The following is a 25,951-nucleotide window of genomic DNA, read 5'->3' on the forward strand; positions in this document are numbered from 1 at the left end:
TATATTATAAAAACAAATAATATACCAGTACACTAATTGGTATATAAAATATTTCTGACACTGTTTTTTTTTACATTATTCTGATTTATAGCTCTGTAGTAGATATAGTAACTGCTTTCAGCACATTTTTATCCATGCTGTTTTTATAAAAATATAAATAATTAAATGTATTTTCATTTAAGAATATAAGAATATAATATTCAATACCTCCAACATTTTCCTTAACCCACTCAGGTTTATATTGTGCTAACTTTTCCTGACATTCCTGAAACGTAGACTGATTTAATATTAATCCGTAAGATAACCCTCCTACCGGGTCTTCTACTTCGTTGGGTGCAACAATACCTACATATTGTTGTTCTTCCGGAAGGGGTACAAAAACTAATATCACACCGGAATCAAAAATCCAACGAAAAAAATAATTCTTATCTTCTTCGGAATATATCTTTTCATACTGTTCGCCATATTTAGCGGAAAGATTTTGCAAAGTGGTGGGAAAATCTATGCCTTTCTGTTGTTTTTCTGTGTTTTTACTTTCTGAAGAAGCATTTTGTGCTTGTATAGTTGTTATTCCCAGAAAAAAAACTATAAGTAAAATAAATTTATTTTTCATAATATATGTAAATCATCAATAAGCAACAAAGCTACTTAAATCTGATTTACTTATACCTATTATTTTAAATTTGTTTATGGTAATTGAAAGTTTGATGAATGTCCCTTACCAGCCAAAAAAGATCATTCCTACCGCACAAAGTGTTACTACGGCTCCTCCTATTGCGGATGAATATCTTTCGAGAAAATCTGTCTGCAACAATGAATATCCATATAATCCTAAAAATACGATAACAAGCATTGTTAAAACTGTGGTAAATGTAAATACAGTAATGATCCAAACTATTTCATAAACAGAATGTGAAACTCCGGAATAAAAGAGTAAAGGTATAATTGGTTCACTCGGCCCCATCACAAAAATAGCAAACAAAATCCATGGAGTTACTTTAATTCTTTTGCCTGGCACTACTGTTTCTCCGTGCTTATGAGTATAGACGTATATATCGTCCCCCTCATATACATCAAAATGTTTATGTGGACGGTTAGTGTATGCTTTGTAAAGTCCCCAGATTAAATAAAATACTCCTAATATCAATAGTCCCCAGGAAGCGATTGATCCTCTTATTTCCTGAAATCCATCCAAACGGGAAATCTGCCATCCTAAAATAACACCAAGAAGTCCGATGAGGACAGAACTCAAAACATGCCCTAATCCACATAATACTGTCCAAAAGGCTGTTTTATATAAACTCCAGTTCCTGGCTTTTGACAATACGATGAAGGGTAAATAATGATCTGGACCTGAAGCTGTGTGTACCAGGCTTATCGTTATTGTTGTTACTAATAGGGAGAGTAAATCCGGACTCATATTAATGTGTTTGTTTTTTTATGACTATTGATTTTCTATGTAATGTTCTAGTTTTTTGAATAAAGTATAAATTAACTCTGCTTCATTTCCTAAAATTCTGATAACAAAACCCCAATCTCCGGGTTCGGTTATACCCAATACTATTTCTTTCTCATCTTCCAGCATTTGCCGAACATGATTCATTTTTGTTTTGTTATTTTCTGAACCCGTATGTATATGCATCCAAGTGGCCTGATGGGTATAGTTTTCTAACATACCTAATGAATCTAGCTGCATAACTTCCGGCTCCATATAAAGGTTATCTTTCAAAATCAATTTGTTCTGAAAATAAATTTCAGTAAGATTTCTGAATTTTCTAAACTGAAATATTTCTCCGGAATATTTTCTTCCACAGGTTATGATTTCACTGTAGGTGAAGGTTGTATCCTGTTCTAAAAACACTCTGGTAAATGATTCATAAACTGAATTTTTATGAGGAGCTACCGGATGTGGTATATAGCTAAATTGAGCTCCTGTATCCAAACAAATATCAACGGTCTGTTTAGCTCCGTTAATCATTTGAAACAATCGTTGATATGACTGTGTTTCTAAACGTAATCTGGATTTTTTCTCCAGGTTTATTTTTATCTGATAATTATCCTGATCCAAAATTCCCGGAGAGGAACTCATCATCATAAGGGAAAGAATATTCCGTGCTTGATATCTGCTTAAATCCGCAATTTTAAACGGAGGTGTAAAGTACATATCTTTCAGATAGGACTTTCCGACTTCGTTTCCTACTGTTATTTCTAGCTCGTTAATCATCAACAACAGGAAACTTTAATGTAATAAAGGAGGTTCGTCACTATCTTCCAGTAATGCATATTTTTTTATCCAGCCAATTACGAAATCCAGACCTTCACAACTCATCAGATTAGTAAATACAAAAGGGGCTCCATTTCTCATTTTTCGTGAATCTCTTTCCATAACACCTAGATCTGCATGAACATATGGAGCTAAATCTATTTTATTAATGACCAGCAAATCTGACCGTGTAATGCCAGGTCCTCCTTTTCTTGGAATTTTATCCCCTTCGGCAACATCTATAACGAAAATACTAACATCCGCTAAATCGGGACTGAAAGTTGCGGACAAATTATCTCCACCACTTTCAATAAAAATAATCTCTAAATCCGGAAAACGTTCCAGCAATTCTTCAATCGCCTCCAGATTCATACTGGCATCTTCCCGAATTGCGGTATGAGGACAGCCTCCGGTTTCTACACCAATAATCCTCTCTTTTGCAAGAAGGCTGTTATGGGTTAAAAATTCTGCATCTTCCTGAGTGTAGATATCATTGGTTATCACTCCTATGCTGTAAATATCTGCCAGTTGACGAGTTAACCGCTCTAATAATGCTGTTTTCCCTGATCCCACAGGACCTGCTATTCCTATTTTAATGTATTTTCTTGGTTCCATTTTTTTAATTTACTGAATTGAGAGCTTTCAACTATATTTAAGACATATACAACCGTGAATATAAATTTTCATGCTGCATACAGCGAATATCAAGTCCTGCGTTGCAGGTACCTAATAAAGATTTGTCTAAATGCAATACTTTTTCCTTCGTTTTTTCTATTATTTCCTGAAGTTTGAAAAGAATTTCCTGACCTGCCAGCTGACTTAAGGGTACTAATTTGACTGTATTTGTAATCATAGATGAGGTAGTGCTGTATAAAAAAGCATGTAATGCTTCCTGAACAGGTATATTGAATTCATTAGCATATAAAGCAAAAACTACAGGGTATTGACCATCAGCCAGTTTTTTATTAATAGCTTCTCGATAGGCATTTAACAGGTCTGAACTTACTAATGGTTCGAAAACCTTAAGTGTCCGAATTCCTAATTTACGACCTGCCTGACGTATTTCCCGAGGAGTTTTAAAGGCCGTACATTCCTGATCCAGTCTAAGAATTTCCTCAAAATTATTATTTTCAGCTGCTTCGTATACCAGCCTTACAAAAAAAAGATCATTATAGAGCCAGTTATGTTCAATCATGCTTTTGATAAATTCATAGGCTGAAGTATTATCTTTTACAATGTTCTGTTGAACGTATGTTTCCAGACCATTTGAATGTGAATATCCACCTATAGGCAAGGTAGGATCACACAATTGTAAAAGAATACCCAGGTATGAATTCATATATCATTTATTTGACGACAAGTTTATTAGCTTTGATAGAATGGATGTTCCTATTCCTCCTGAATGGCTATGGGGCCGCACAGTGGAGTTAAGTATACAGGTAAGTTTTTCCTTTGTTTTTTCAGGACGATATTCTTTTACCTGTAACCATCTGAATATGGGTTCTTCATAAGGTATTAATACAGATTCCTGCTGAATAAACAGGGGAAGATGTTTATTCCCTATTTCGTAGCAAACACTCCCCATCTCTAAGAGAGTCTTTGGGACTATTTTAATTGCATCGCAAGGTAAAATATTCACGATAACAGCATTTTCAGAATCTATTTTTAAAATATCTCCTTCTTTTAATCTTAGACCTTCTTTCAACAATCGCAAAGATATTTCTCTTCCCTGCTCGGTTTTTTTCCTGAGAATTTTCTTACCTGCTTCAAACCATTCAATATTAAAAAAATCTATATTTTTAGTAGGGATATCTATATCTTTACTGTTTCCTATTATTTTATCTATTATAACCATTTATATATAGAATAAGTGTTTAAAATAAAAAATAACGTTGTCCGAGTGCTACTTCTTTTAAAGGTTCACAGGTAATTAGCCGGCCTTCTACTTTTACTTCATAGTTTTCCGGATTTACCTCTATCTCAGGAGTTTTATCATTATGAATTAAATCCTTTTTTGAAATTGACCGGCAGTTTTTGACAGGTAGTACCATTTTTTGAAGACCGTATTTTTCAATAATTCCGTTTTCAATGGATGCCTGAGATACAAAGGTTATGGAAGTCCGGGTCAATGCTTTTCCGTAGGCGCCAAACATATTCCTGTATAATAAAGGTTGTGGTGTGGGAATGGATGCATTGGGGTCGCCCATTCTTGCAGCCACTATGCAGCCTCCTTTTATAATAATTTCGGGCTTAACTCCAAAAAAAGCAGGTTTCCATAAAACCAAATCTGCAAATTTACCCGTTTCCACGGAACCTATATATTCGGATATTCCTTGCGCTATTGCAGGATTTATCGTGTATTTAGCAATATATCTTTTGGCTCTGAAATTATCATTTCCATTTTTTTCATCTTCTGGTAAAAAACTTCTTTGTTTTTTCATCTTATCTGCTGTCTGCCAGGTTCTTATTATTACTTCTCCTACTCTCCCCATAGCCTGTGCATCCGAACTCATGATACTGAAGACCCCCATATCGTGAAGTATGTCTTCTGCAGCGATAGTTTCCGGTCTTATGCGTGAATCTGCAAATGCGACATCTTCGGGTATTTTTTTACTTAAGTGATGGCATACCATGAGCATATCTAAATGTTCATCAATGGTATTCACCGTATAAGGCCTCGTAGGATTAGTTGATGCCGGTAAAACGTTAGGATACATGGCTATTTTAATTATATCGGGAGCATGTCCACCTCCTGCTCCTTCGGTATGAAAGGTATGAATAACTCTGCCTGCTATTGCATTGACCGTATCCTCCAGAAATCCTGTTTCATTAAGTGTGTCTGTATGAATGGCTACTTGTACATCGTATTTATCTGCAACTTTTAGTGCTGCATCTATAACTGCCGGAGTAGCTCCCCAGTCTTCATGTATCTTTAAGCCTAAAGCTCCGGCTTTAACCTGCTCTTCCAACGGTTCTTCGGAAGAACAATTACCTTTTCCGAAGAAACCTAAATTCATAGGGAAAGCTTCTGCTGACTGTAACATTTTCTCGAGATTCCATTGCCCGGGAGTAGCGGTTGTTGCATTAGTACCATCAGCCGGACCGGTTCCTCCTCCAATCATCGTTGTTACTCCGCTGTATAGCGCATGTTCAATTTGTTGAGGGCATATAAAATGTATGTGGGTATCTATTCCTCCTGCCGTAATTATCAAACCTTCTCCACCATGAACTTCTGTAGAAGCTCCTATTACCATATCCGGATGTACACCATCCATAATATCCGGATTTCCGGCCTTACCTATTGCTTTAATTTTTCCGTCTTTAATTCCTAAATCTGCTTTATAAATACCTGAATGATCTAATATAATCACATTAGTGATTAACAAATCTAAAACATGTTCTTCTCTTGTAGCGTTTGCCGACTGAGCCATACCGTCTCGAACCGTCTTCCCTCCTCCAAATTTGTTCTCGTCTCCATATACAGTATAGTCTTTTTCAATTTCTATAATTAAATCCGTATCAGCCAACCGTATTTTATCTCCAACTGTCGGACCAAACATATCTGCATATTTGGCTTTGTTTATTCTTAAGCTCATTCTCGGCTGTTTTTAAATTTTTCTTCTTCCATCTTATGCATACTTTTCTTTTTTTGAGAATCTGTTGTTGTATCACCATCCACCAGATTGTTATGTCCAAAGGCATATTTACGTCCGCCATATTCTACCAGCTCAACCTTTTTTCCTTCTCCCGGTTCAAAACGTACGGCAGTCCCCGCAGCTATATTCAGACGTTTACCGAAGGCTTTCTCTCTATCAAAACTCAGGGCTTTGTTAGTTTCAAAAAAATGACAATGCGAGCCTACCTGTACCGGCCTGTCTCCGGTATTTATAATTTTCAGAATTACGGTTTCTCTGTTTTTATTACATTCAATATCACCGTCTTTAATAAAATATTCTCCTGGTATCATAATTAGATATTAATTTCTGATGGGTAAATGTACGGTCACTAATTTGGTTCCATCCGGAAAAGTTGCTTCGATCTGAATTTCAGTAATCATTTCTGCAATTCCTTCCATTACATCTTCTTTTTTTAAAAGTGTTGCTCCATATTGCATTAGTTCGGCTACGGATTTTCCGTCTCTTGCTGCTTCCAGCAAATGACTAGAAATATAAGCCACCGACTCCGGATAATTAAGTTTTAAACCTCTGCTTTTTCTCTTATATGCCAATTCTCCTGCCAGATGCAACAGTAATTTTTCTGTTTCTTTGCTTGTAAGTCGCATATTAATTTATATTATTATTACAAACAAATTTATACATTATTCCCATATTAAGAAAAATTATCCAATTAAAATTTTATTAAAATTAATACAATAACCTTATTAATCACCCTGGTGCTTAATAAAATTTATCACTATTTCCTTATTTAACATTCAAATTTTAATTAAAAAACATTCAAAAGTATATTTACTAACTAAAAAAGCCTGAATTTTTATTAATTCAGGCTTTTTTGATAAAAATATTAATATTATAAATATGCAACTGATTCAAAGAATTTAATATTTAAATTTTATTATCAATTTTCTCATATATGTAAGACAATGATTTATTAATTTCCTATTTTAAAAATTAAAACTTGTGTAGACTTCTGCATTAAGGACATACCTGCACCTGAGCAATTCCCAGACTGTCCCCTACCAAGCTGAACCATCCATGTTACATTGGCATTTACCTGAGATGCGTAAATAATGCTTCCCCCATGATTAGAAGTATTCCCCTGACTATGGGATGCCGTACTGTGAATACGTGTGGTTGTACTTTCCGAAGGAAAATCAACAAAATAAGAACTAATGGTACAATTAGTACTGTTATGAACGGCTTCATAGGTAAAAATTATTTGATAGGTTCCGGCAGGAAAGGTAACTGTATAGGTTGAGGCATCATATGTCATACCCGGAATTGAATTTTTAATCAAGGTCATAGGGACCGTCTGCTTGCTTCCAGCAGTCGCCGTACTTAAAAAATCACTTTGAGTAGTTTCTAGCCGTAAGATTGCCGGCGAAGGAATGGAAAGATCTGCTATTGTACCTATGTTTTTAACATTTCCGGAAGTGTCAATGGTTAGTAACTGATTCGTAGTTACATCGCCTTTCTGAACCCCTGTAAGCCTCAATGGATTGGAAGTTGCAGTAACGTGTAAAGCATTAGCCGGACTTGCAGTCCCTACTCCTACCCGTTTGTTTGCTGCATCTATCGAAAATGTGGTTCCGTTTACTGAAAAAGCGTTGGTCGTTGTACCTCCTGCAAAAGCTAATGTGTTACTTCCTAATGTTACTGTCCTGCTAGCTGAAAGAGAGCCATCCGTATTGTAAATATTCTGCCCCAAGCTGTTATTATTGGTAGGATTGTATAATTTCACCCAAGCCGTTCCATTGTAATAATAATAGCCTACAGCATCTATGTTAGCTGCTAATCCGGTCTGTGTTCCTGTGGAGACACTGTTAATATAAACCATGGTTGAAACCGGAGGATTTGACATACTCTGCGCACGCAACCTGTCTATACGGGGAACTAAGAGTCCATCTACCCCCGTACTACTACCTGAAACATTTTTTGCAACAATATCAAAAGTTGATGCTGGTGTCTGTGTATTCACTCCTACTTGTGATGCTAAAGGGTTGCTAGTCGTTAACAACCCGATACAAAGCATACCTATTAGTTGTTTATTCATTTTTATCAGTTTTATGTGTTAATTATATTACAAATATAATATGTAAGATTAAATAATAAATAAAAACATAAAATAAATACTATAAATATATTAATGTTTATTATTAATATTATTTAATTATTATTAGGGATAAGAAAATCTTATATATTTATTTTAAATAAGATAAAATGAAGGGATTATAGTAATAATTTGTAAGTATGTATTTAAATTTTATTTTTTTATACCTAATTGCAATGTGCTGAATGTTATTGTAAAAAATTAAGCCAGGTTTTAAAACCGAGCCGAAATTAAGTTCAATTATAATCTGCAATTTCTAATATTGAATATTTTATTGCTTTGTATTGAATAAATTATATTACAGGTTTTAATGATCATGTAAAATTGATTCTCATTACTTATAAATCATTTACTTGCTTTCTTAAAAATTGATTATCAAATTTTCTTGGAAAAGGAATAGGTTTCCATTTTTCTTTCCAGCTGCCCAGCAATCTATAACTATTAAATCCTAAGGCTGAAAACACAATTTCTGCATGCTTTATCAACTCTAAACTTACTTGTTTCTGATGGAAAATAATTAGATCTTTATCTCGGAATTTATTTCCAGGCAACATCATAGAGACTATAATTATTTTCTGTGATGTGCGATACATTAATGCTGTTTTATACAATACATCAATTTCTGATTCCGGCTGACTATGGATTATAAGAAAATATTTAAAGAGAGGATAATTAAATTCAGGATTCCCCAATTGATAAGGCAATTGTAAATTTATCTTTTCTTTGCCCAAATATTTGTTGTGATCCACACCTTTTTCCAGTATGTAAATTGTATCATAATAAAATGGTGATGAGTAGCAAGTAAAATATTTTCCTGAAAGTATTCGGGCTAATAAAGTTTTTTTCTTTTTAAATGTAAGAAGACAGTCTGTTAATTCTCCATAAAACCCCAAGGGAAATACATCAACAATAAGTTCTTGTATTGAATATTCCTTGCATATTTTTTTAAAAAGAGTGCAGAACCTTTTTTTTTGTTTAAAAATTTCATCTTCCAGGTAAATAACCTGCCATGAGTTTTCCCAAAAATGATGATAGGAAGAATTAGTTAAAATTACACATTCTTCGGGATTAATATTCTTAATACAAAGAAAATCGGACACCCGCTTAAGGTGTCCGAGTCCTGATCCATATACATAGATCAATATCATTGGGTTTCGTATAAATATTCCATAAGAATAAATAGTTTTTGCTCTAAAGGTATTTCATCAATACCTAAGATACCAACTGCAAAGTTTTCTATTGGTTGAGAAATTTCGTATTTATTCTGCTTATCTACCTGAATATGTTTATCTGAGATGTTTACTGTATGAAGGACTTTCTCTTCCTTACTTATTTCAAAAACTCCATCTTTATTTCTGATTTCGTAAGGATTAAGATTTTCTTCGTTATCGGATATTTTAATTTTATCGGGATAAATTTTTATTTTCCATAAAAGTTTGGAGTCTGCATTTTTAAGTTTAAAAGTACCCTCTGCAAATTTTACTTCATAGGATAATACTCCATTCGTATAGTATTTTCTTTTCCCCTCTTTTTCTTTTGCTGTGTAGGTTTTATTTTCATACTGAACTTTCAGCGGGTTTACGCTAAATCCTCCAAGTTCTTTTCCGGTTTCGTCTTTTACTAAGTATTCAACCTTATATTGGGGCTGAGCGTTTGTTTCTACTGATGAGTTATTCTCGGTCTGAGAAATTTGCTGATTATTATTATTACTTTCTTTTTTACATGAGGTTATTAGTAAAACATTAAAAGCAAATAATAGTAAAGCTATTTTTTTCATTTTTGTATTATATTTAAGTAATTATTAAGTTCTTTTTTCTCTGTAAAATTTTCTTTTACTGTTTGGTGTAATGAATCTATCATTTTTAATCTATCTTCCTCTTTAAGAAATTGATAATGAAGTAATACTTCTAAAAGTGCATTGGGTTTCAAGGGATTATATAAAAGTCCTGATACCTTGTTTTCAATAACATCTGGCATTCCCCCCGTATCAGATGCTATAACCATTTTTTTTGAGGCAGCAGATTCCAGTAGTACATTGGGCATTCCGTCATACAAAGAGGGTATACATACTATGTCTACGGCCGCATAATACTGTTTAATCTCTTCTTTTGTAGCAAATGAAAATATCTGATACAATATCTTGGTTGATGCCAGATATTCCTGTAATGAAGCAGAAATATCTCCAACTAACCAAATTTCATATTCCTGATTATAGGGAAATGTTTGAAAACTATCTATAAAACCAGCTATTCCTTTTTTAAATTTTAACTGTCCAGCTAGTAATATAATTTTTCTTCCTAAAGATTTTTCTTTCAGAATTGTTACTTTTTCCTGTTCTTTGGGTGAAAGAATCCATTTAGAGCTGTCGATTCCATTCGGTGTATAAAATACTTCTACTTTGGGAAATAGTTTTTTTATTTTTATTTGTTTTTCTTTACATACACAACATATGGCAGTTGAGTTTTGCAATGCATAAAATAAAATTTCTCTCTTTTTTGAAAAAATAAACTCATCAAAGTCATTCCCTCTTATAAAGGTATAATAAGGCTTTGAATTATACTTACTTATAATTGGAACCCACGTAAGGGGTAAATATCCTCCAAAAGCCACAATAACATCAAATTCTATTTTATCGGAAACCGTTTCCAAATATTTAGCAGCTATATTCAAGGTGTATTCTTCAGTCCTGTAAATAGGGACCGACATGTAAGAGCCGGAATTCTCAGTTCGAAAAAAACAAGTCTCAGTTTTTGAGTTAAAATGAAATATATGTATGGTTAATTTATTTTTCCTGAGATTGCCGACAATTCTCCTGCAAGACTCTGCCATTCCACCTTTGGAGGGATAATAATTTTGTGTTACAAAAAGTATTTTCATCAACTGTCAAAATATGAACTCTCCTGTGTAGAATCATTAAAATCTGCATAATAAATCGTATTGAAAAGCGGACCATATTGATCATTCATAGTCACCAAAAACGGATATTCATTTTTGAACCTGTTCATCATTTTTTTTCTCCATATGGACCTCTCTGGTGAATAAAGCTCTATGTTGGATGTTAAACGCTTATCTAAAACCGATTTACAGGTTAAGCATAATTTAATAGTTCGTCTGGCTTTGGTATTAGTAAAAAAATGCTCCCTGCATATTTCTTTACCACAATTTTCACATTTTTTTTCTGCTTTACCCAAACAATTATTAACTAAAAAAAGACCTATCGTTTCCTCACACTTTTTTTCATTATCCATTGCTCAAATTATTTTTAAGTTGAAATTGTCCTAAAGACAAGTTTAATAGATTAGTAACTTCCAACACAAAGTATTCAACTGGAAATACCCTAATAGTATTACTATTTCTGGTTTGAGAATATAACTTAGGTTGTTCTTTTCTTATATCGAATTTTCGCTGAACTTTCACATAATAAAAGTCATTATCTTGATTTATCTTTACTTCCTGATTAATTTTTGACTTAATGGAGTATAATGACTTGGATATTTGCATTTGCATAACAAAAGGATAAACACTTTTATACTTGTATTTCGTTTTGTGTTTACCACTAAGGCTTTTTTTATTGATAACCCTTTTTCTGGTTCTGTCTACAAAACTAAAATTTAACAAAGAGCCATCTTTTAGCTTACAGGAACCCTGAGCGATTTCTTTTTCAAAAAAAAGATTTTGCCCGGAAATAAATCCCCGGGTGTTAGAATGCGCCGGAGTTTTATTTTTTAAATACTTTGATGATGTCGTTTTATTGATATTAGCCGTAAGGTGTAGTGTTCCTGAACTGGTAAGCTCTTCTTCTATAAGGGTAAGAAAAGCAGAGAAATATTCAGCAAAAAATTCATATCCGTTTCCATATTTTTTATTAAATCTATTTTTTCTGTATAGAATAACTATACAACATATGCCCACTATAAACATGGCTAAAAAAATAAAATTAATCTGAAACATTATTAATAACAAAATTCCAATAAAGATGGTTATTCCTATAAAAATTTTGTTCTTTTTATTCATTTTTTTCTGCTGTGACTCTTTTTGTATAACACACAAACGAAAAAATTTTATCCATTGCAAGGGTCTTTTTTTTGCACTGAACCCTTTTAAAAGATAAGCTCTTTCTATAGGAGCCATATCGGCATTTAGCTTTTTTATATCGTAATAACCTTCCATTATGATTTATATAATTTAAAATAAACATCCTGAAGTTTTTTTGTATGATGCTGCCAGGTAAAATGAGCTTTAAAAAATTCATATCCCTGAAAGGCTTTATCCTTAGCTGGGGTTGGATTATCCAGTATAAACCGTATGCATCTGCTTAAATCTGTTTCATCCTCGGGTTCAAAAAGAAAAGCATAATTTTCACCAATAAGTTCTCGTACGACGGGTAAATCAGAGGCTATCAACGGCGTTTTGCTAGCCATAGTTTCCAAAATTTTTATAGGGCAGCAGCCTTGTACCATGTTTCTGTCACCAAATTTTAGTGGAGCAACCGAAGCCTTGGAGTTTTTAATTATATAATGTAAACTTTCTTTATCTAGTTCATTATAAAATATGATTTTATCTTTAAACCCTAAATTTTGAATGAGTTTATCGTAATTTTTATTAAATTTTTCTTTTACGGAAGAACAAATGATCAGCTTTAATTGAGGATAATCTTCCAGATATTTAAATGATTTGATTAAAATATCTACTCCCTGCCAGGGCTGTAGGGCTCCGAAATAGACCAGATAGTCGGCAGGTAAAGAATCTACTACCCTGGTACTTATATCTATTTCGGCACCATTGGGTATAACCGTAATTTTAGATTCAGAAATCTGAAATCTGGATTCGATATATTTTTTTGTTACCGCCGAGGGGGTTATAATATGATTACAGGATTGTAAACATGTATTTTCCAATTGTTCTATATTCTTTATAAAACTTTCGGTTAATAAGGGATAACGTACCGGTAATTCTAAAGAAGTTAGTGCATTTACTTCAAATATCGTCTTCAAGTTAGGCCGGTTAATCATTCCTAAACCGCCCCATATGTCACGAAACTGAGCAATTCCTTCTTCTCTGGCAACCTCCATACAATCAAAAATTTTTTCAGTAAAGAGTCCGGCTTTTTTAGGATAATTATCTCCTTTATCCGGATAATGGAAATCATAAATATAAGTTGCATTGCCAAAGTCTTTACCAGCGTCGTCTCCTCCCCTCAGACAATATAAATTTAATCTATCGGTAAGTGGCTCTAAGGCCTTAATCGTATGGTATATGTGTGTAGAAGCGCCCTTACTTGTAGGAAAGGCGTCAAAACAGGCATAATGAATCTTCATGAGCGTAGTTAGAAAGCTACTTTAACCGCTTCCCTCTCTTTAGGATCTGAAACTTCGAAAAAATCAAATTTTTTAAAGTTAAACATACTTGCCACTATTCTGGATGGAAATAACTCCAGTGCTACGTTGTTATCTTTTGCCACTCCGTTATAATATCTTCGAGCCATTTCAATATCGTCTTCGAGCGAATTTAAATCTTGCTGTAAAGATATAAAATTGGAATTAGCTTTAAGTTCCGGATAATTTTCAGCAACTGCATATAAATTCATCATGGCATTTCGTACCTGAGATTCTATCTCTGACTGTTCTTTAACCGTGCCTGCCTGAGAATTTCTTGCCTGTGTAACATTTTGAAGAACCGTTGCTTCATGTGAAGCATAACCTTTTACAGTTTCTACTAAATTAGGAATAAGGTCATTTCTTTTTTTAAGATACACATCTATTGTGCTCCAGCCTTCTTCTGCATTAGCTTTTTTCCTTACGAAACCATTATAAGTCAGTACAAACCATACTATTACAAACACTAGTAAACCTAGAATAATTAATAAAGCAATCATTTTATCATAATTTTCGGCTAATTTAGAAATAAATATGCTTTTATTTATATTCTTTTACAACTTAATATACATTTATATAATAGTGAACTTATCTAAAAGAAAATAAAAGCTTCTTACTAAGTATAGTTATATACTATGAAACCATGCTGTCTGTTGAAAAATTAATAAAAATTAGTAACTAAGAAACTATTTAATAAATCATTACTAAATTATAGTAAAATGTATCATTAAAAATTGACAAAAAAAGGTTAGAGAAGATTATAAGAAATTGGAATAAACGTAATATCAGAAATAGTTAAGAAAAAGAAGGATAAATAAATGATAATAATAATTTATTCATATTGTTATATACTAAAAATGTCTATTAAATTAGATATAAAAAAATTATAAACTAAAAATTTTAATATTTTTTTTATATATTTGTAATTATATTAAAATAAAAAAATGAAAGAATTATCTGAAAATGACATTAATTATCAAATTGAAGAAGCAATGAGGCAGGCTCAAATTGAAATATTAAACAACAATACATTACACCCAGAAGATGCAATTACAAATAAACTTACGGATCGTTTTTACCAATTAGAATGGGGTAGAAATTTCCCTATTTTAAAATTACAAAATGTTTATTTCAAGCAAGAAGAAATATATTTATCTGATTTAGATAATCCTGAAGAAAAAGAAAATTTAATATTAGAGTTTATTGAAAAAACAAAAAATGTGAATAATTTTGAATTATTTGACTATATTAACCAAAGGTGGAAATTATTAATAGGTTTAGGTTTAGTTTCGGTTGGTCAACCATTTATAACAAAGCCTAAAAGTGGTTCAACATTTGGTGCGTTAGGATCTGGAAAAGGTACATCTCCAGCATCTCTAACTTTTAGAAAATTAATTCATGAAAAATATCGACTGCGAATCAACGGAAAGCAAATCAAAATTTTTGGAACACCTAAAATTGGAGGCATTTTAGGAAGGAGTGTACCCTATCTTGGATGGGCACTTATGTATTGGGATGTAGGTGAAATGTTACATGAAATGAATACAGAATTTTGGGAAAATCATTATGATGAATATGATTTTAGTTTACTTATGAATAATTATAGTTAATTATTTAGTTTATTTTTTACTATTTTGAATTCTACAAAAGAAAAAATAAATTATTATCCATAAAGAGGAGTAAGATCTATTCATATTATATTTAACAAAACTTACGTAAATAAAGAATAGGTTAGAGAAGATTAAAATAAATTTGAATAAACGTGTAATATCAATATACGTAAAAAAGAGAATATTGAATGAGGATGACAGTAGAATTTTTATTGATCTACGAATCTTTAAAAAGGTTCACAATCGGTAAATAATCGTACCATTTGTAAGCCTGTTTTGTAGCAAAAAAGAAAAATAGTTTTATGATTTTTGTTTACGCTTTTTTCGCTCTTCTTTCTTTTTTTGTTTTTTTTCTCTTTCTATCTGGTTTTGCTTCTCTATTTCAGATACTCTATCTTGAAATAGCTTTTTTTCTTTATTTAAAGCCTCCAATTTTGAATTCAGTGAAGTAATTTTGTTATTTATTTTGTCAATTTTAACCTCATTTACAGGATTATTTTCCTCTTTCAGCTCCTTTAACCGTTTTTCTTGTGTCTCAATTTTAGCATTCGTTGTTTTGATTTTCATATCAACCTTGTAAACTTTATTTTTAAAAATTTCTAAACTGGAAATTGATTGATTCCGATAATAATTTATACGGTTCATATTCGTGTTCATAAAATTTCTGTGCTGACTTACGGCCATTTGATGCATACGCATGGAAGAACTCATGGCTCCTATCTGAGAGTATACCGGTAGGGTAGACAAAATAAGAAGTAAAATTGATAATGTTTTTTTCATAGTAATTTTTATAATTAGTTAAAAATATTGAGTGTACTTAGATAAAATTTTGGCAAAAATATTAAATTAATTTGTAGTAAGATTAAATTATTCTCAAACATTTATATGTTTCGTAGTAAAAAAGGAAAGCAATTAATATTAAAACATTTTGCTTTATATTTTTTATCTTAATTAAGCTTTTTATTAATTGAATTAACTATTAATTGTGAAATAAAAAAAATGACTATTTGAATTATAAATACCGGATATAAAGGTGTTGATTGTACAAAACGATATACAAAACTTAAAAAATTTACAGGTAATGTTATAATTAGAGAAGGTAAAACCCAATCTCCAAAACCAAAATTGCTTCCATAAATTGAACACACGGTAATCGTTCCGTATAAATTATACAGAAAAAGAAAAAGCAGAATTCGTTGTTTTGTATTTAAAAATAGCAATTGTAAGATATGACTTATGGTATGCTTAATTTTTATTGGTAATCTTTATTTAGACAGCTTTTCAATCAATTCTTCCCTATCTTTAAGCATTCGCTCATAAAGTTCAACAACTTTGTCAAGAGGATTAAATGTGCAACTGTAGTTATTGAAATTTCCATTAGCACTATCATTAAAAGTATTGATGTAATTTACTGTAGCTTCATCAGTCATGTTTTTAATCGCTTCTACAGGAACTTTTAATGCCTGAGAAACTTTTTCAAGTATCTTATCTTCCAACAATTCCTTTTGTTCATAATCCGATACAGTTGCCTGACTAACACCTAAATCAAAAGCTAAAGATTCCTGCTTAATTCCAAGCATTTCTCTTAGTCTTTTAATATTTCTTCCCTGGTGTACTTTCTTAGGTGCTGTCTCTGTATTCATAACAAAAATGTTTTAGCAAAAATAAAAAAATAATCTGATAAAAACAGAGCTATATTTTATTAATGCTTCTTATATAATAAAGGCTTCATTAGTAGCTTATAGGACAATTATGCATTCACTTTGCTAAAAAATAATCCTAGTATGAAAAAGAAAGATCCGGAATTCTGGAAAGAAGCAAAAGAATCTATGGAAACTATCCGTAAGAACAGGCATAATAAAAATTGTTTAATGGTGGAAATGGAAAGCTATACAGACTTAGGTTGCTTGCTTTCTGCATTAATCCGTATCTCTCAACAATCTCTCTTCCTGAAAGAAGAATTGGTAGATGAAGAGATACGAACTGACATTTATAATCTTTTAGATTTTGCTAATAAGCTTATCCCCTTTCCTGAGTTAGAGTTGCTGGATGAGATTAGTACTATATCCAGATAAAAATTATATAAAACAATCAATTCTATAGAAAGTGTTTATTATTCTAGGTAAAAAAACTTGTTAAATTTGCGCTATGAATAAAACTATACTGATATTGCTATTTTTTGTCTTTAGCCTTTTTTCATTTTCACAGACTACTAAAACAATAGTTGATCTTGAAAAATTATCAGAGCAGGAACTCGGCAATATTTCCCAAAGTGTTTCACAAAAAGGTTGGGTTTTACTGAAAGATAAGAATCATAATTATATATTGAATTGCTCCAATAAAGATTATCATTTATTTTTTTCCATTATTTGTGAAAAAGCAACTGATAGACCCGGATTTCATATTGAATTTTCTAATAACTACAGAGACGGAAGCTACGGAGGCATAGATTTTTTGAGCTCTAACGACGACCGGGAGGTACAACTTTTGTTAGATGGTAAAAGTTTCCAAAATCCATTTAAAAACTATGAAGAAACTCTATTTAAAAAATTTACTGAAGCTTTAAGAAATGCAAAAATTCTTACTATCGAGGTTTACGATCATGATGATTTCACTCAGGAACTTAAATTGAATCGCTCTATTGATTTTAAGCTTGAAAATGGAGATTTAATAGACTATCCGGTACAATGTAATGAATGAAATGGAAAGCATTTTTTGTATTAACCTACTAATTTTTATGTTTATAAGCCACTAATTACGATCTTTAATTAAGAACAAATGATTTATTATTTTTATTTATTACAAGTCATATTTATTTCTTTTTACCTACCAGATTTTCTATATCTTTATTAGTCCAAATCATATTTTTTAGCTTTGAATTAAAAATGGGAATACTAATTATACCGTTCTATTTGATACCTATGGTGATTTTCTTTTATAGTTTTATTATTCTTGTTCCATTGGTCATAAAAAAACAAATCACTTTCAAACAAATTTTATCAGGTTTTTTTCTTTCTTTATCGCTTTATGTTGCAATATTATACTATTTGGCTAATGATGGTAAAGCCAGTGCTTTAGTTCCTCTTATTTTGATACCATTATGCATGTTCGTCATTCCCGCAATATTGTCTGTTATATCCCAATATATTAAGAGTGAAAAAAATCCACTTTATAATGTATTTATGATTAGCATTTTTTTTCTGGCTTTTTATTCATTGCTTTTACAGAGATAATTAAATATTTTAGAGAATCTGGAATAATACATTTTTATCTTTAATTTTAGGTTCTTAAACTTTTTCCATTAAGTGTAATAATATTAAACATGGAGAATAACCTATTAAATACTCTACTTCCATATATCTCTGAATTCTTCCACTATTTGCTTTATTGCATCACCATAATAGTTACAGTTTATTTTATTGCCTTTATTCCCAATAACAGCTTTTTCAAAAAATATCTTTAAATATTTCACATTTCCCATAATTAGTAGCTTATCTCTCAAAAACGCTCCTTCATATATATCTCAACAGTAAATTCTGGATTTTTTATAATTTTTCCTCTAATAAAATTGATAATTCTTTATCCTGTAAATTTATATTAATTTTTATGGGAATAGAGATATTAATTTTATAAAGTTCAACATCTTCAATAACATATTCACTTTCTGAAAGTCTTAACCTATATTGTTTACCTTTGGATAAATGAGTATTTATTTTTATATTATTAATTGGGTAATCACATAATCCTCTTCTACCTAATCCTGTATATATATAAAGAAAATCACAGTATAAAATATATTCTCCCTCATCTATAGTAAAAACTTCATTCCAGTAATTGCCTATTGCTTTGTCATATTTTTTTAGATCATAATTTTCTATTCTTAAACTTTGCCCTAAGAAATCAAGTATCGCATAACTCTGTAATCTTTTTTTTATATATACTTTTAAATTATTTCGTTTTTTTTTTAAGGACAAAACTTTAATTAAAATCCAGACATATACAAGTAAAACCACTACACCAAAAGCTATAAACACATGACAATCAACTATGTATAAAACTGTTTCTGGTTGGGATATATACTTAGTTGTAGGAGCGAAATATAAAATAAGTATTAATAAAGCAGAGCCTATTATTACGAGGATACAGTAAAACAGATTTCCATTAATTAAGCTTTTTTTAACTTTTAAAGTATATAGAATTCCTGATACTGCTAAAATTCCTAAAACAGAAAGTATTTTAATTCCTATGTGTCCATCATAATTCAAAGAGGTTATTCCTATTATTAGCATCATTATTGCGTAAGCTAATGAAACCATCAAACCGAATAAAAGAAGTTGGTAAAATCCTATCTTACTCATTTTAATAAAAATATATGAATGTAAATTAAAGGAAAAATCCCTTATCAGCAAAGCCAAATCAAGTTTCTTTCGTTATTATCACATGGTCTACAAAAACCAAATCCAATAGCTTTCGGCATTTGTGTTCCTATCAGGGCTTTGCAAGTAAGTTCATCAAAAGTTGAAGGTATATAAGCTTTCTTTGCTGTTGCATAAAATTGCTTTGTAGTTTGGCTTTTTACTATTTCTATCTCCACCAGAGATTTTTAATAAAAAGAAGGAAGTTCCATCTTTTTTGTTTCTTTCTTTAAAATTGATAATTGTTACACATTGGTTTATGTTTTTTGAGTTAGTGTATCACTTGCAAACAAAAAACCAGAGGAAAAAGATTAAGCTTTCATCTTGAATTTTTATACATTCTGGAATTTGTTCTGTTTCTTATGTAATTTGAGTGGGAGGTTTTCCCTTTAATACTGGTGGGGGAATTTAATTAGGGTAGTTTGCTCATAAATATATTTTTAAGATAAATTTCTATGGAAAAATTTTAGCTTAAATCAGGGGGGAGATAAAGTTTAACGTATTAATTTACTTATATTTGCATTTGCTAAGTATAAAAATATACAAAATATAATAGTACTAATTAGAATTCCAATAATATATAGCTACGATGAACATTAAAAATATTAAAATTCAAAACTTTAGAAATTTTAAAGACTTTTCAATTGACTTTTCAGAAGGGTTTCAAACAATTATAGGAGAAAATAATGTTGGAAAGAGCAATCTTTATTGGGCTATTAGACTTGTACTTGACAGAGAACTATCTTATAATTCGAGAAAATTAGAACTCAAGGATTTTCACAATTACAAGAATTCTATTACAATTAATGATTATGTACTGATTTCAATTGAGCTTTTTAGCGAAAATCTTGCATCTTTTCCCACTTTTCATGCATTTAAAACAAGTGATACTACCGCACAGATTACCTATGTATATGCTCACAGAAGCAAGTTTAATGAAGATGATGCTACTCCAGAAGAAATTGAGTTAAATGACTTTAATTGGCGTTTATTTGCAGGAAATCAGACTCTCAACCTAGAATATTTGGTAAGTAGATCAGCACAAATAACTTTTAGGGATTTAGAAGGAATAAATCTTTATTATATAAATGCTTTCCGTAATATAAATTCAGATTTGCACGGTAATACAAAGTCGTTATTAAGTAGATATTGCCAATCAAGAGAAAATGCAGAAGAAGAGCTTGAAAGTATTCAGACAATCTTACAACAATCATCTACTGATTTGAATAAATTACTTTTTATTCCTAATTTATCTGAAACGATACAAAAAAAAGGTATTGATATAGCAGGCCAATATTTCTCTTTTCCAGTAGCAATTAGTTTTCTCTCAAATTATAATACTGATGCTTGGAATCAGTTAAATTTATTTTTTTGCCCTGAAGAAAACAATAATATTCCTATTCAAGTTTTAGGATTAGGACAAAAAAATATTTTATATTTGAGTTTATTTATTGCTGAATTAGAAAATTCAAGTAAACAACACGAAATAAACCTTTTACTTATTGAAGAGCCAGAAGCACATCTTCATCCTCAATTACAAAAAATACTTTTTGCAAATTTGAACGGATTGAAGACAACCCAAGTTTTTATGACATCACACTCTACCCATATAGCAAGTGATTGTGATTACAAAAACTTAAATATTCTATACAGAAATAAAGAAAAAGAAGTCAAATCCTTTTCACCATTTGGAAATGGTCTTTTAACCGACAGAGAGAGTAAATTGCTTAAACGTTATTTAGATGCTACGAGAAGTGAAATGTTTTTTGCTTCCGCGATTATTTATGTTGAGGGTGTAGGCGAACAGTTTGTAATTCCTTCAATTGCTAAGGAAGTTTATGGTATTAATTTGACTGAACACAACATCTCAGTAATTCCTATTCACAGCAGGTTTTTTGACCCATATTTAAAAATCGTGCAAGATTCAAATCTTGAGATTCCTGCAGTTGCTATTATTGATGGGGATAGCACAGAACTAAAAGAAGACGATACGGAAACTACAGCTGTTGCAAATGCTAAAGAACTTGAAGTAACAGATAGGGTTGTAGTTATGTCAGGAGAAAATACATTCGAAATTGATTTATTTCCGAATGTAGAAACGAATAATATTTATTTGAAAACTTGTTTTGAAAATTTGAATCATAAAAAATCATTTGAAAATTTAATTAATGCAACTAAAGACGAAGAAGAAAATTGGTCAATAGGATTAATTAAGCGAATAGACCAAACAGTAATGAAAGGAAGATTTGCCCAAGAATTAAGCTTATTAATTGATAAAGACTTCCAAGTCCCTGAATATATTGAAAAAGCAATTTTACATATTGCTAAATGTAAAAATATTGAAGTAAACAATGCTAAATGACAAGCAGTGTAGAGTAGTTTATGATTTAACTGGCAACACAATTGTTAGTGCATCTCCTGGTTCGGGAAAAACAAAAACACTTGTTGCAAGAGCACAGCATAAGTTGGAAACAATTCCATTTCACAAATCATTAGCTTTAATTACATATACAAACGCAGGCGCAGATGAAATTGCCTACCGTTTAGCAGACCAAGATTACAAAGTTTTCATTGGTACAATACACCGTTTCTGTTTAGAATTTATTTTACGTCCATTTGGGTGGATTTTTAATTGGCATAAGCCGAGAGTGGTTACTTATAATGAATTAAATGAATTTATTGAGGAAAATAAGACTTTAGATTTAGGAAGTAGCCCATTAGATGAGTTAAACAAAATAAAAAAAACACTTGATGGAAATTTAGATACAACAGTTGTTTGGAATAATTTAACAGATATACAAACAGTAGCAAATGCTTTTTATGATTTTCTTCAAAACAGGAAAGCTATTGATTTTAATGAAATATTATATCGTTCTTATAAAATCATAAAAGAAAAAGATTTTGTAATAAGTTCTCTTGCAAATAAATTTTATGAAATTTCAATTGACGAATTTCAAGATACAAATATTTATCAATATGAAATACTAAAAGCAATTCAACAGAAAAAAATATGTACATTTTTTATGGTTGGAGATGAAAAACAAAGAATTTATCGATTTGCAGGCGCTATTGATAATGCGTTTAAAAGAGCTTCTCTTGACTTTGATGCTCCAATTGAAATTTTGGAAGTAAACTATCGCTCAACAAGTAATATAATTAATACATATTCTTCGTTATTCGAAAACCACCCCGAATTGATAAACGAATCAGAATATAAATCAATTGATTATAAAGTAATTTTTCAGCAAACAAAAAAAGACGACCATAATACAATTGTTAAAAATTATATTGAATATTTAGTAAATAAAGGGAATATTGAGCCATCTGAAATTGCAATTCTTTCATTACAATGGAGAGATGCGTTAAGTGTAAGTAAAGCACTTAGAAACAAATTTCGTATTGTTGGTTTAGGAGCATTGCCTCATAAAAGTTTAAATAACTCAACATTTAATTTGGTTCGTTGCCTTAGTAGGTTTTCTCATTCAATTACCGTAAAGAGTTTAAGAATAATTCGCAGAGCCATTGAATTACATGTTTTAGAAAATAACCTGACTATTAGCAACACAGAGTTTAACTATATTACAAATTCTCTTATCTCAAAATTCGGACAAATTGATAATAGTCTTTCTTTAAAAGATGGTATTTTTGAACTTCAAAAAGTTTTTGATATAATTTTTAAAGTTTCACATTCAGCATTTGATGAATTATTGTACTTACTTGATGATGATGAAGCTGAGCAATGGACTTTTGAAAAATATATTGAAACATTATCAGGAGTAGCTGGGATTACAATAAACACAATCCACCAAGCAAAGGGTTTGGAATACAAAGTTGTTATTCTTAACCAAATAAACGAAAACAAAATTCCATACCAAATGTATTTGGGACAGCAAAATGGTAATTATATTTATGAGGATTTAACAGAAGAAAGTATAGAGGATGGAAGAACACTTTTATATGTTGGTTTGAGCCGAGCTCAGGCAGTTTTAGTCATTTTACACAATTGGAAGCCTTCAATGTTTATTCAGACTTTAAAGTCTGTAAATACTTAACTCAAAATTAAATCTTAGCTGTATAGGTAATATTTACAATATAAAAACCACCCCACAAAAGTAGAGTAGCTTATCAACTAACTCAAAAACCAATGATAGTTCGAATTACCACTGATAGCTTTATCAATGCTCTCGTTAAACTCAAAAGCATTTACATTCCTTTCCAGAAACGTATCAATATAACTGGATTTATTGGCTTGGATAAACAAGTTATACACTTTACATAAAAATCTTATCATTTTAATAATCGTTTACTATTCAGTTAAATGTAGTATGCCTAATTGTATGCCTTTTTTAGCATGAAATAGTAAAATCAGAAGCTATCTAAAGAAGTAAATTATATAACTCCTTGATTTTAAATAAAAAAAGAGAATCAATTTCTTGATTCTCTTACTTAGTAGCGGGAACAGGACTCGAACCTGTGACCTTCGGGTTATGAGCCCGACGAGCTACCTACTGCTCCATCCCGCGTTGTTATTTCGATTGCAAATATACGACTATTTTCTAACCATGCAAATAAATTATCACTTTTTTTTCGGTGGATGAGCTTTTATATACTCCAAAACCTCTTCAGGATGGTCGGTAAGAAAAAGTAAATTCTTGTATTCCATACCTTTAGCTAGCTGATGCAAGGTTGAATAAAGAGAAGTATCTTCTACGTATCTTTTTTTACCAAAAAAGACCATGGGGCTATAATAGCCATAAGTTCCGTAATGATTCTGGGTGGCTTCCTGAAAAATTTCCTGAGTAGTTCCGGCACTACCCGGTGCATATACCACACCGTACAAACATACCGCCAGAAGAATATCTTCCCGTATACTATTAGAAAAATACTTGGCAATATGTGAAGCAAATACATTGCTGGGCTCATGCCCGTAAAACCAGGTAGGAATAGCCAGGTTTCCGTTTCCTTCCGGATATAGCTCTAAAACCCTGAGTGCCTGTTCCAGATAATTTTCTGCCAGATATTCCGGCTGTTCAGGGTTTGTTTTCTTTACATCCGAAAGAATAGCCAAAGCCTTATAAAAATCGGCTTCGGTATAATTAGCCATATAAGCTCCGAAATTTGCAGCTTCCATAATTCCGGGACCTCCTCCGGTAACGATATAATAACCGCTTTCTGCAAGCAGACGGGCTGCTTTAGCAGTCTTAATATAAAATTCGGAAGTACGGTCCATACTATGCCCTCCCATGAAGCCTACGGCCTTCTTTTCGGTCATTCCCTCATCATCAAACAATAAAAGCTCTCTGAGGCTGCTGTCTATACTATAATCATGAATCCTCTGTGCCAATGCGTCATCCATTGGCGGGTTAAAACGGGTAGTATTAAAATGGATATAAATTTTTTCATCGCAGGTCAAAGTTTCTCCATCTTCTTTAGCCATCAGTTCTTTCCATGTATATAGCGACCGACGGGCCGGTTTATATGGCAATGACTTAAACTTCGGGTAAACAAAAACTCCCTGCATCACCAAAAACACAAAATCTTCCTGCGGCAGTTCACAATTTATAAAAATGGTATTTTTGAAAGTATAGATTTTCCAGTCAACCGGAAAGTTGACAAAATTTATATTCTGAACAACTATATCTTTAAAATAGATACTTTTAGAAATGTAACTCTTAAATTCACTTTCTGACTTTATAAAGTTTTTAAACCTTTTGATACTCATAGCAGTCTTATATATTTATGATAAAAAAATCAGTCGATAGGACTGATTTTATATAACTTTATAACTATTTATTTATTTTTTTCTGACTTTCTCTTTCAAAGCATTAAAATCATCCCATCGTTTCTCATAGGCAAGTAAAGCTTGTTCGGGCCAGGAAGACGGATCATGTATTTTATATGAAGCACCTCCATATAAGGTAAGAACGTTTCGTAAATCTTCCTCCTTAGCTTCTGAGAGCTGTTTCCAGGTATATATACCGCTTTCATTAAGAAAAAATTCAATTCTCTCTCCTACTCCCTCAATAATTTTTAAATCGTCTCTGACTACCTGTTCATTTCTGATAAACTTTTCCTGAGCAACATGCTGAGACGTTTCTGATTCCTTTATTGTCCTGGGCTTTCTTTCAATTTTACCTCCGGTGTAAAGTACCTTCATGGTTTCAATTTTGTTGATATGCTGAGCCAGTTCATTTTTCAGCGTTTCATTTTCTTCTTCTACCTTCATTAAAATTTCCTCTGTTTTCTTGCCAAAAAACAAACCTATGAAATAAAACAACAATGCGGTAACCAGCAAAGGAAGAATTACCAATAACAAAGCTTTAAAAAATGCACGGGTATTAGCATCCGTACTATTAAAATTTTCATCCCACCGAATAGAGGTTAAATCCAGATTTTCAATCCGCAGGTACCAATAGCTAACGCCGGTTATCCAGCCGATACCGATAATTAAAAAAATCCAAAATAATATTTTTTTACTCATAAAGAAGTAATTAATGTTTA

At 31.4% G+C, this 25,951-nt stretch carries 29 protein-coding genes and 1 tRNA gene; 5 read left to right on the forward strand and 25 right to left on the reverse strand.

Annotation, left to right across the window (positions count from 1 at the left end; translation table 11 throughout):
• Nucleotides 1-85 precede the first annotated feature (85 nt).
• From EOV51_RS12760 to EOV51_RS12840, 17 genes are all read right to left on the reverse strand, one after another.
• A complete protein-coding gene (locus tag EOV51_RS12760; protein ID WP_128152916.1) occupies nt 86-613 on the reverse strand; it encodes a hypothetical protein in 528 nt (175 codons plus the stop codon).
• 105 nt (nt 614-718) lie between these two features.
• Nucleotides 719-1,420 carry a hypothetical protein gene (locus tag EOV51_RS12765; RefSeq protein ID WP_128152917.1) on the reverse strand — a complete coding sequence of 234 codons (702 nt, stop codon included), beginning with the start codon at nt 1,418-1,420 and terminating at the stop codon, nt 719-721.
• Nucleotides 1,421-1,444: 24 nt separating this feature from the next.
• Nucleotides 1,445-2,224: an urease accessory protein UreD gene (locus EOV51_RS12770; protein ID WP_128152918.1), complete on the reverse strand. Its 780-nt coding sequence runs from the start codon at nt 2,222-2,224 to the stop codon at nt 1,445-1,447.
• Nucleotides 2,225-2,239: 15 nt separating this feature from the next.
• Entirely contained in the window at nt 2,240-2,878 is a 639-nt protein-coding gene (gene ureG / locus EOV51_RS12775; protein ID WP_128152919.1) for an urease accessory protein UreG, read from the reverse strand.
• Nucleotides 2,879-2,915: 37 nt separating this feature from the next.
• Nucleotides 2,916-3,602 (reverse strand): urease accessory protein UreF, encoded by a 687-nt coding sequence (locus tag EOV51_RS12780; RefSeq protein WP_128152920.1) that lies wholly within the window; start codon nt 3,600-3,602, stop codon nt 2,916-2,918.
• Between the two features lie 3 nt (nt 3,603-3,605).
• Complete coding sequence (gene ureE / locus EOV51_RS12785) at nt 3,606-4,118, reverse strand: urease accessory protein UreE (RefSeq protein ID WP_128152921.1); 513 nt, start codon at nt 4,116-4,118, stop codon at nt 3,606-3,608.
• Between the two features lie 19 nt (nt 4,119-4,137).
• The gene (gene ureC / locus EOV51_RS12790; RefSeq protein WP_128152922.1) at nt 4,138-5,859 is read right to left on the reverse strand and encodes an urease subunit alpha; all 1,722 of its coding nucleotides are present in this window, start codon (nt 5,857-5,859) and stop codon (nt 4,138-4,140) included.
• On the reverse strand, nt 5,856-6,230 hold the full coding sequence (ureB, locus tag EOV51_RS12795; RefSeq protein WP_128152923.1) for an urease subunit beta: 375 nt from the start codon (nt 6,228-6,230) through the stop codon (nt 5,856-5,858). Before ureB ends, ureC begins: the two co-directional genes overlap by 4 nt.
• 9 nt (nt 6,231-6,239) lie before the next feature.
• Nucleotides 6,240-6,545, reverse strand: coding sequence for an urease subunit gamma (gene ureA / locus EOV51_RS12800; RefSeq protein ID WP_128152924.1), 306 nt, complete (start codon nt 6,543-6,545; stop codon nt 6,240-6,242).
• Nucleotides 6,546-6,871: 326 nt separating this feature from the next.
• The gene (locus tag EOV51_RS12805; RefSeq protein WP_128152925.1) at nt 6,872-7,993 is read right to left on the reverse strand and encodes a hypothetical protein; all 1,122 of its coding nucleotides are present in this window, start codon (nt 7,991-7,993) and stop codon (nt 6,872-6,874) included.
• A 395-nt stretch (nt 7,994-8,388) separates the two neighbouring features.
• A complete protein-coding gene (locus EOV51_RS12810; protein ID WP_128152926.1) occupies nt 8,389-9,198 on the reverse strand; it encodes a hypothetical protein in 810 nt (269 codons plus the stop codon).
• The gene (locus tag EOV51_RS12815) at nt 9,195-9,827 is read right to left on the reverse strand and encodes a hypothetical protein (RefSeq protein WP_128152927.1); all 633 of its coding nucleotides are present in this window, start codon (nt 9,825-9,827) and stop codon (nt 9,195-9,197) included. Before EOV51_RS12815 ends, EOV51_RS12810 begins: the two co-directional genes overlap by 4 nt.
• Nucleotides 9,824-10,927 carry a glycosyltransferase family 4 protein gene (locus EOV51_RS12820; RefSeq protein WP_128152928.1) on the reverse strand — a complete coding sequence of 368 codons (1,104 nt, stop codon included), beginning with the start codon at nt 10,925-10,927 and terminating at the stop codon, nt 9,824-9,826. The genes EOV51_RS12815 and EOV51_RS12820 overlap by 4 nt, the downstream gene beginning before the upstream one ends.
• A complete protein-coding gene (locus EOV51_RS12825; protein WP_128152929.1) occupies nt 10,927-11,298 on the reverse strand; it encodes a hypothetical protein in 372 nt (123 codons plus the stop codon). The genes EOV51_RS12820 and EOV51_RS12825 overlap by 1 nt, the downstream gene beginning before the upstream one ends.
• Entirely contained in the window at nt 11,291-12,220 is a 930-nt protein-coding gene (locus tag EOV51_RS12830; RefSeq protein ID WP_128152930.1) for a hypothetical protein, read from the reverse strand. The genes EOV51_RS12825 and EOV51_RS12830 overlap by 8 nt, the downstream gene beginning before the upstream one ends.
• Nucleotides 12,220-13,368, reverse strand: a complete 1,149-nt coding sequence (locus tag EOV51_RS12835; protein ID WP_128152931.1) for a glycosyltransferase family 4 protein — start codon at nt 13,366-13,368, stop codon at nt 12,220-12,222. Before EOV51_RS12835 ends, EOV51_RS12830 begins: the two co-directional genes overlap by 1 nt.
• Before the next feature lie 8 nt (nt 13,369-13,376).
• Nucleotides 13,377-13,925: a LemA family protein gene (locus EOV51_RS12840; RefSeq protein WP_128152932.1), complete on the reverse strand. Its 549-nt coding sequence runs from the start codon at nt 13,923-13,925 to the stop codon at nt 13,377-13,379.
• A 444-nt stretch (nt 13,926-14,369) separates the two neighbouring features.
• Here EOV51_RS12840 and EOV51_RS12845 point away from each other — a divergent pair, with 444 nt between their 5' ends.
• Nucleotides 14,370-15,035: a hypothetical protein gene (locus EOV51_RS12845; RefSeq protein WP_128152933.1), complete on the forward strand. Its 666-nt coding sequence runs from the start codon at nt 14,370-14,372 to the stop codon at nt 15,033-15,035.
• A gap of 300 nt (nt 15,036-15,335) precedes the next feature.
• On the opposite strand, the gene EOV51_RS14710 is transcribed toward EOV51_RS12845, so the two are convergent.
• Together EOV51_RS14710 and EOV51_RS12850 are read right to left on the reverse strand one after the other, a co-directional pair.
• Nucleotides 15,336-15,815, reverse strand: a complete 480-nt coding sequence (locus EOV51_RS14710) for a hypothetical protein (RefSeq protein WP_128330705.1) — start codon at nt 15,813-15,815, stop codon at nt 15,336-15,338.
• Nucleotides 15,816-16,300: 485 nt separating this feature from the next.
• Nucleotides 16,301-16,678, reverse strand: coding sequence for a helix-turn-helix domain-containing protein (locus EOV51_RS12850; RefSeq protein WP_128152934.1), 378 nt, complete (start codon nt 16,676-16,678; stop codon nt 16,301-16,303).
• Nucleotides 16,679-16,819: 141 nt separating this feature from the next.
• Here EOV51_RS12850 and EOV51_RS12855 point away from each other — a divergent pair, with 141 nt between their 5' ends.
• Together EOV51_RS12855 and EOV51_RS12860 are read left to right on the forward strand one after the other, a co-directional pair.
• Nucleotides 16,820-17,110 (forward strand): hypothetical protein, encoded by a 291-nt coding sequence (locus EOV51_RS12855; protein ID WP_128152935.1) that lies wholly within the window; start codon nt 16,820-16,822, stop codon nt 17,108-17,110.
• Between the two features lie 73 nt (nt 17,111-17,183).
• Nucleotides 17,184-17,735, forward strand: coding sequence for a hypothetical protein (locus EOV51_RS12860; protein WP_128152936.1), 552 nt, complete (start codon nt 17,184-17,186; stop codon nt 17,733-17,735).
• Nucleotides 17,736-18,381: 646 nt separating this feature from the next.
• Here EOV51_RS12860 and EOV51_RS14885 read toward each other — a convergent pair.
• Nucleotides 18,382-18,516, reverse strand: a complete 135-nt coding sequence (locus tag EOV51_RS14885; RefSeq protein WP_262901877.1) for a hypothetical protein — start codon at nt 18,514-18,516, stop codon at nt 18,382-18,384.
• Nucleotides 18,517-18,580: 64 nt separating this feature from the next.
• Nucleotides 18,581-19,393, reverse strand: coding sequence for a hypothetical protein (locus tag EOV51_RS12865; protein ID WP_128152937.1), 813 nt, complete (start codon nt 19,391-19,393; stop codon nt 18,581-18,583).
• Nucleotides 19,394-20,039: 646 nt separating this feature from the next.
• On the opposite strand from EOV51_RS12865, the gene EOV51_RS12875 reads away from it, so the two are divergent.
• On the forward strand, nt 20,040-21,812 hold the full coding sequence (locus EOV51_RS12875) for an ATP-dependent nuclease (RefSeq protein WP_128152938.1): 1,773 nt from the start codon (nt 20,040-20,042) through the stop codon (nt 21,810-21,812).
• On the forward strand, nt 21,802-23,502 hold the full coding sequence (locus EOV51_RS12880) for a UvrD-helicase domain-containing protein (protein ID WP_128152939.1): 1,701 nt from the start codon (nt 21,802-21,804) through the stop codon (nt 23,500-23,502). The genes EOV51_RS12875 and EOV51_RS12880 overlap by 11 nt, the downstream gene beginning before the upstream one ends.
• Nucleotides 23,503-23,579: 77 nt before the next feature.
• Here the strand turns inward: EOV51_RS12880 and EOV51_RS12885 are convergent, their stop codons facing one another.
• From EOV51_RS12885 to EOV51_RS12900, 4 genes are all read right to left on the reverse strand, one after another.
• Complete coding sequence (locus EOV51_RS12885; protein ID WP_128152940.1) at nt 23,580-23,741, reverse strand: DUF3871 family protein; 162 nt, start codon at nt 23,739-23,741, stop codon at nt 23,580-23,582.
• A gap of 159 nt (nt 23,742-23,900) precedes the next feature.
• Nucleotides 23,901-23,973: transfer RNA gene (locus EOV51_RS12890), tRNA-Met, on the reverse strand.
• Nucleotides 23,974-24,026: 53 nt separating this feature from the next.
• Nucleotides 24,027-25,172, reverse strand: coding sequence for an LOG family protein (locus EOV51_RS12895; RefSeq protein WP_128152941.1), 1,146 nt, complete (start codon nt 25,170-25,172; stop codon nt 24,027-24,029).
• A 72-nt stretch (nt 25,173-25,244) separates the two neighbouring features.
• Nucleotides 25,245-25,931: a hypothetical protein gene (locus tag EOV51_RS12900; protein WP_128152942.1), complete on the reverse strand. Its 687-nt coding sequence runs from the start codon at nt 25,929-25,931 to the stop codon at nt 25,245-25,247.
• Nucleotides 25,932-25,951: the final 20 nt, after the last annotated feature.

The sequence above is a fragment of the Apibacter raozihei genome (genome assembly GCF_004014855.1).
Classification (GTDB): Bacteria; Bacteroidota; Bacteroidia; order Flavobacteriales; family Weeksellaceae; genus Apibacter; species Apibacter raozihei.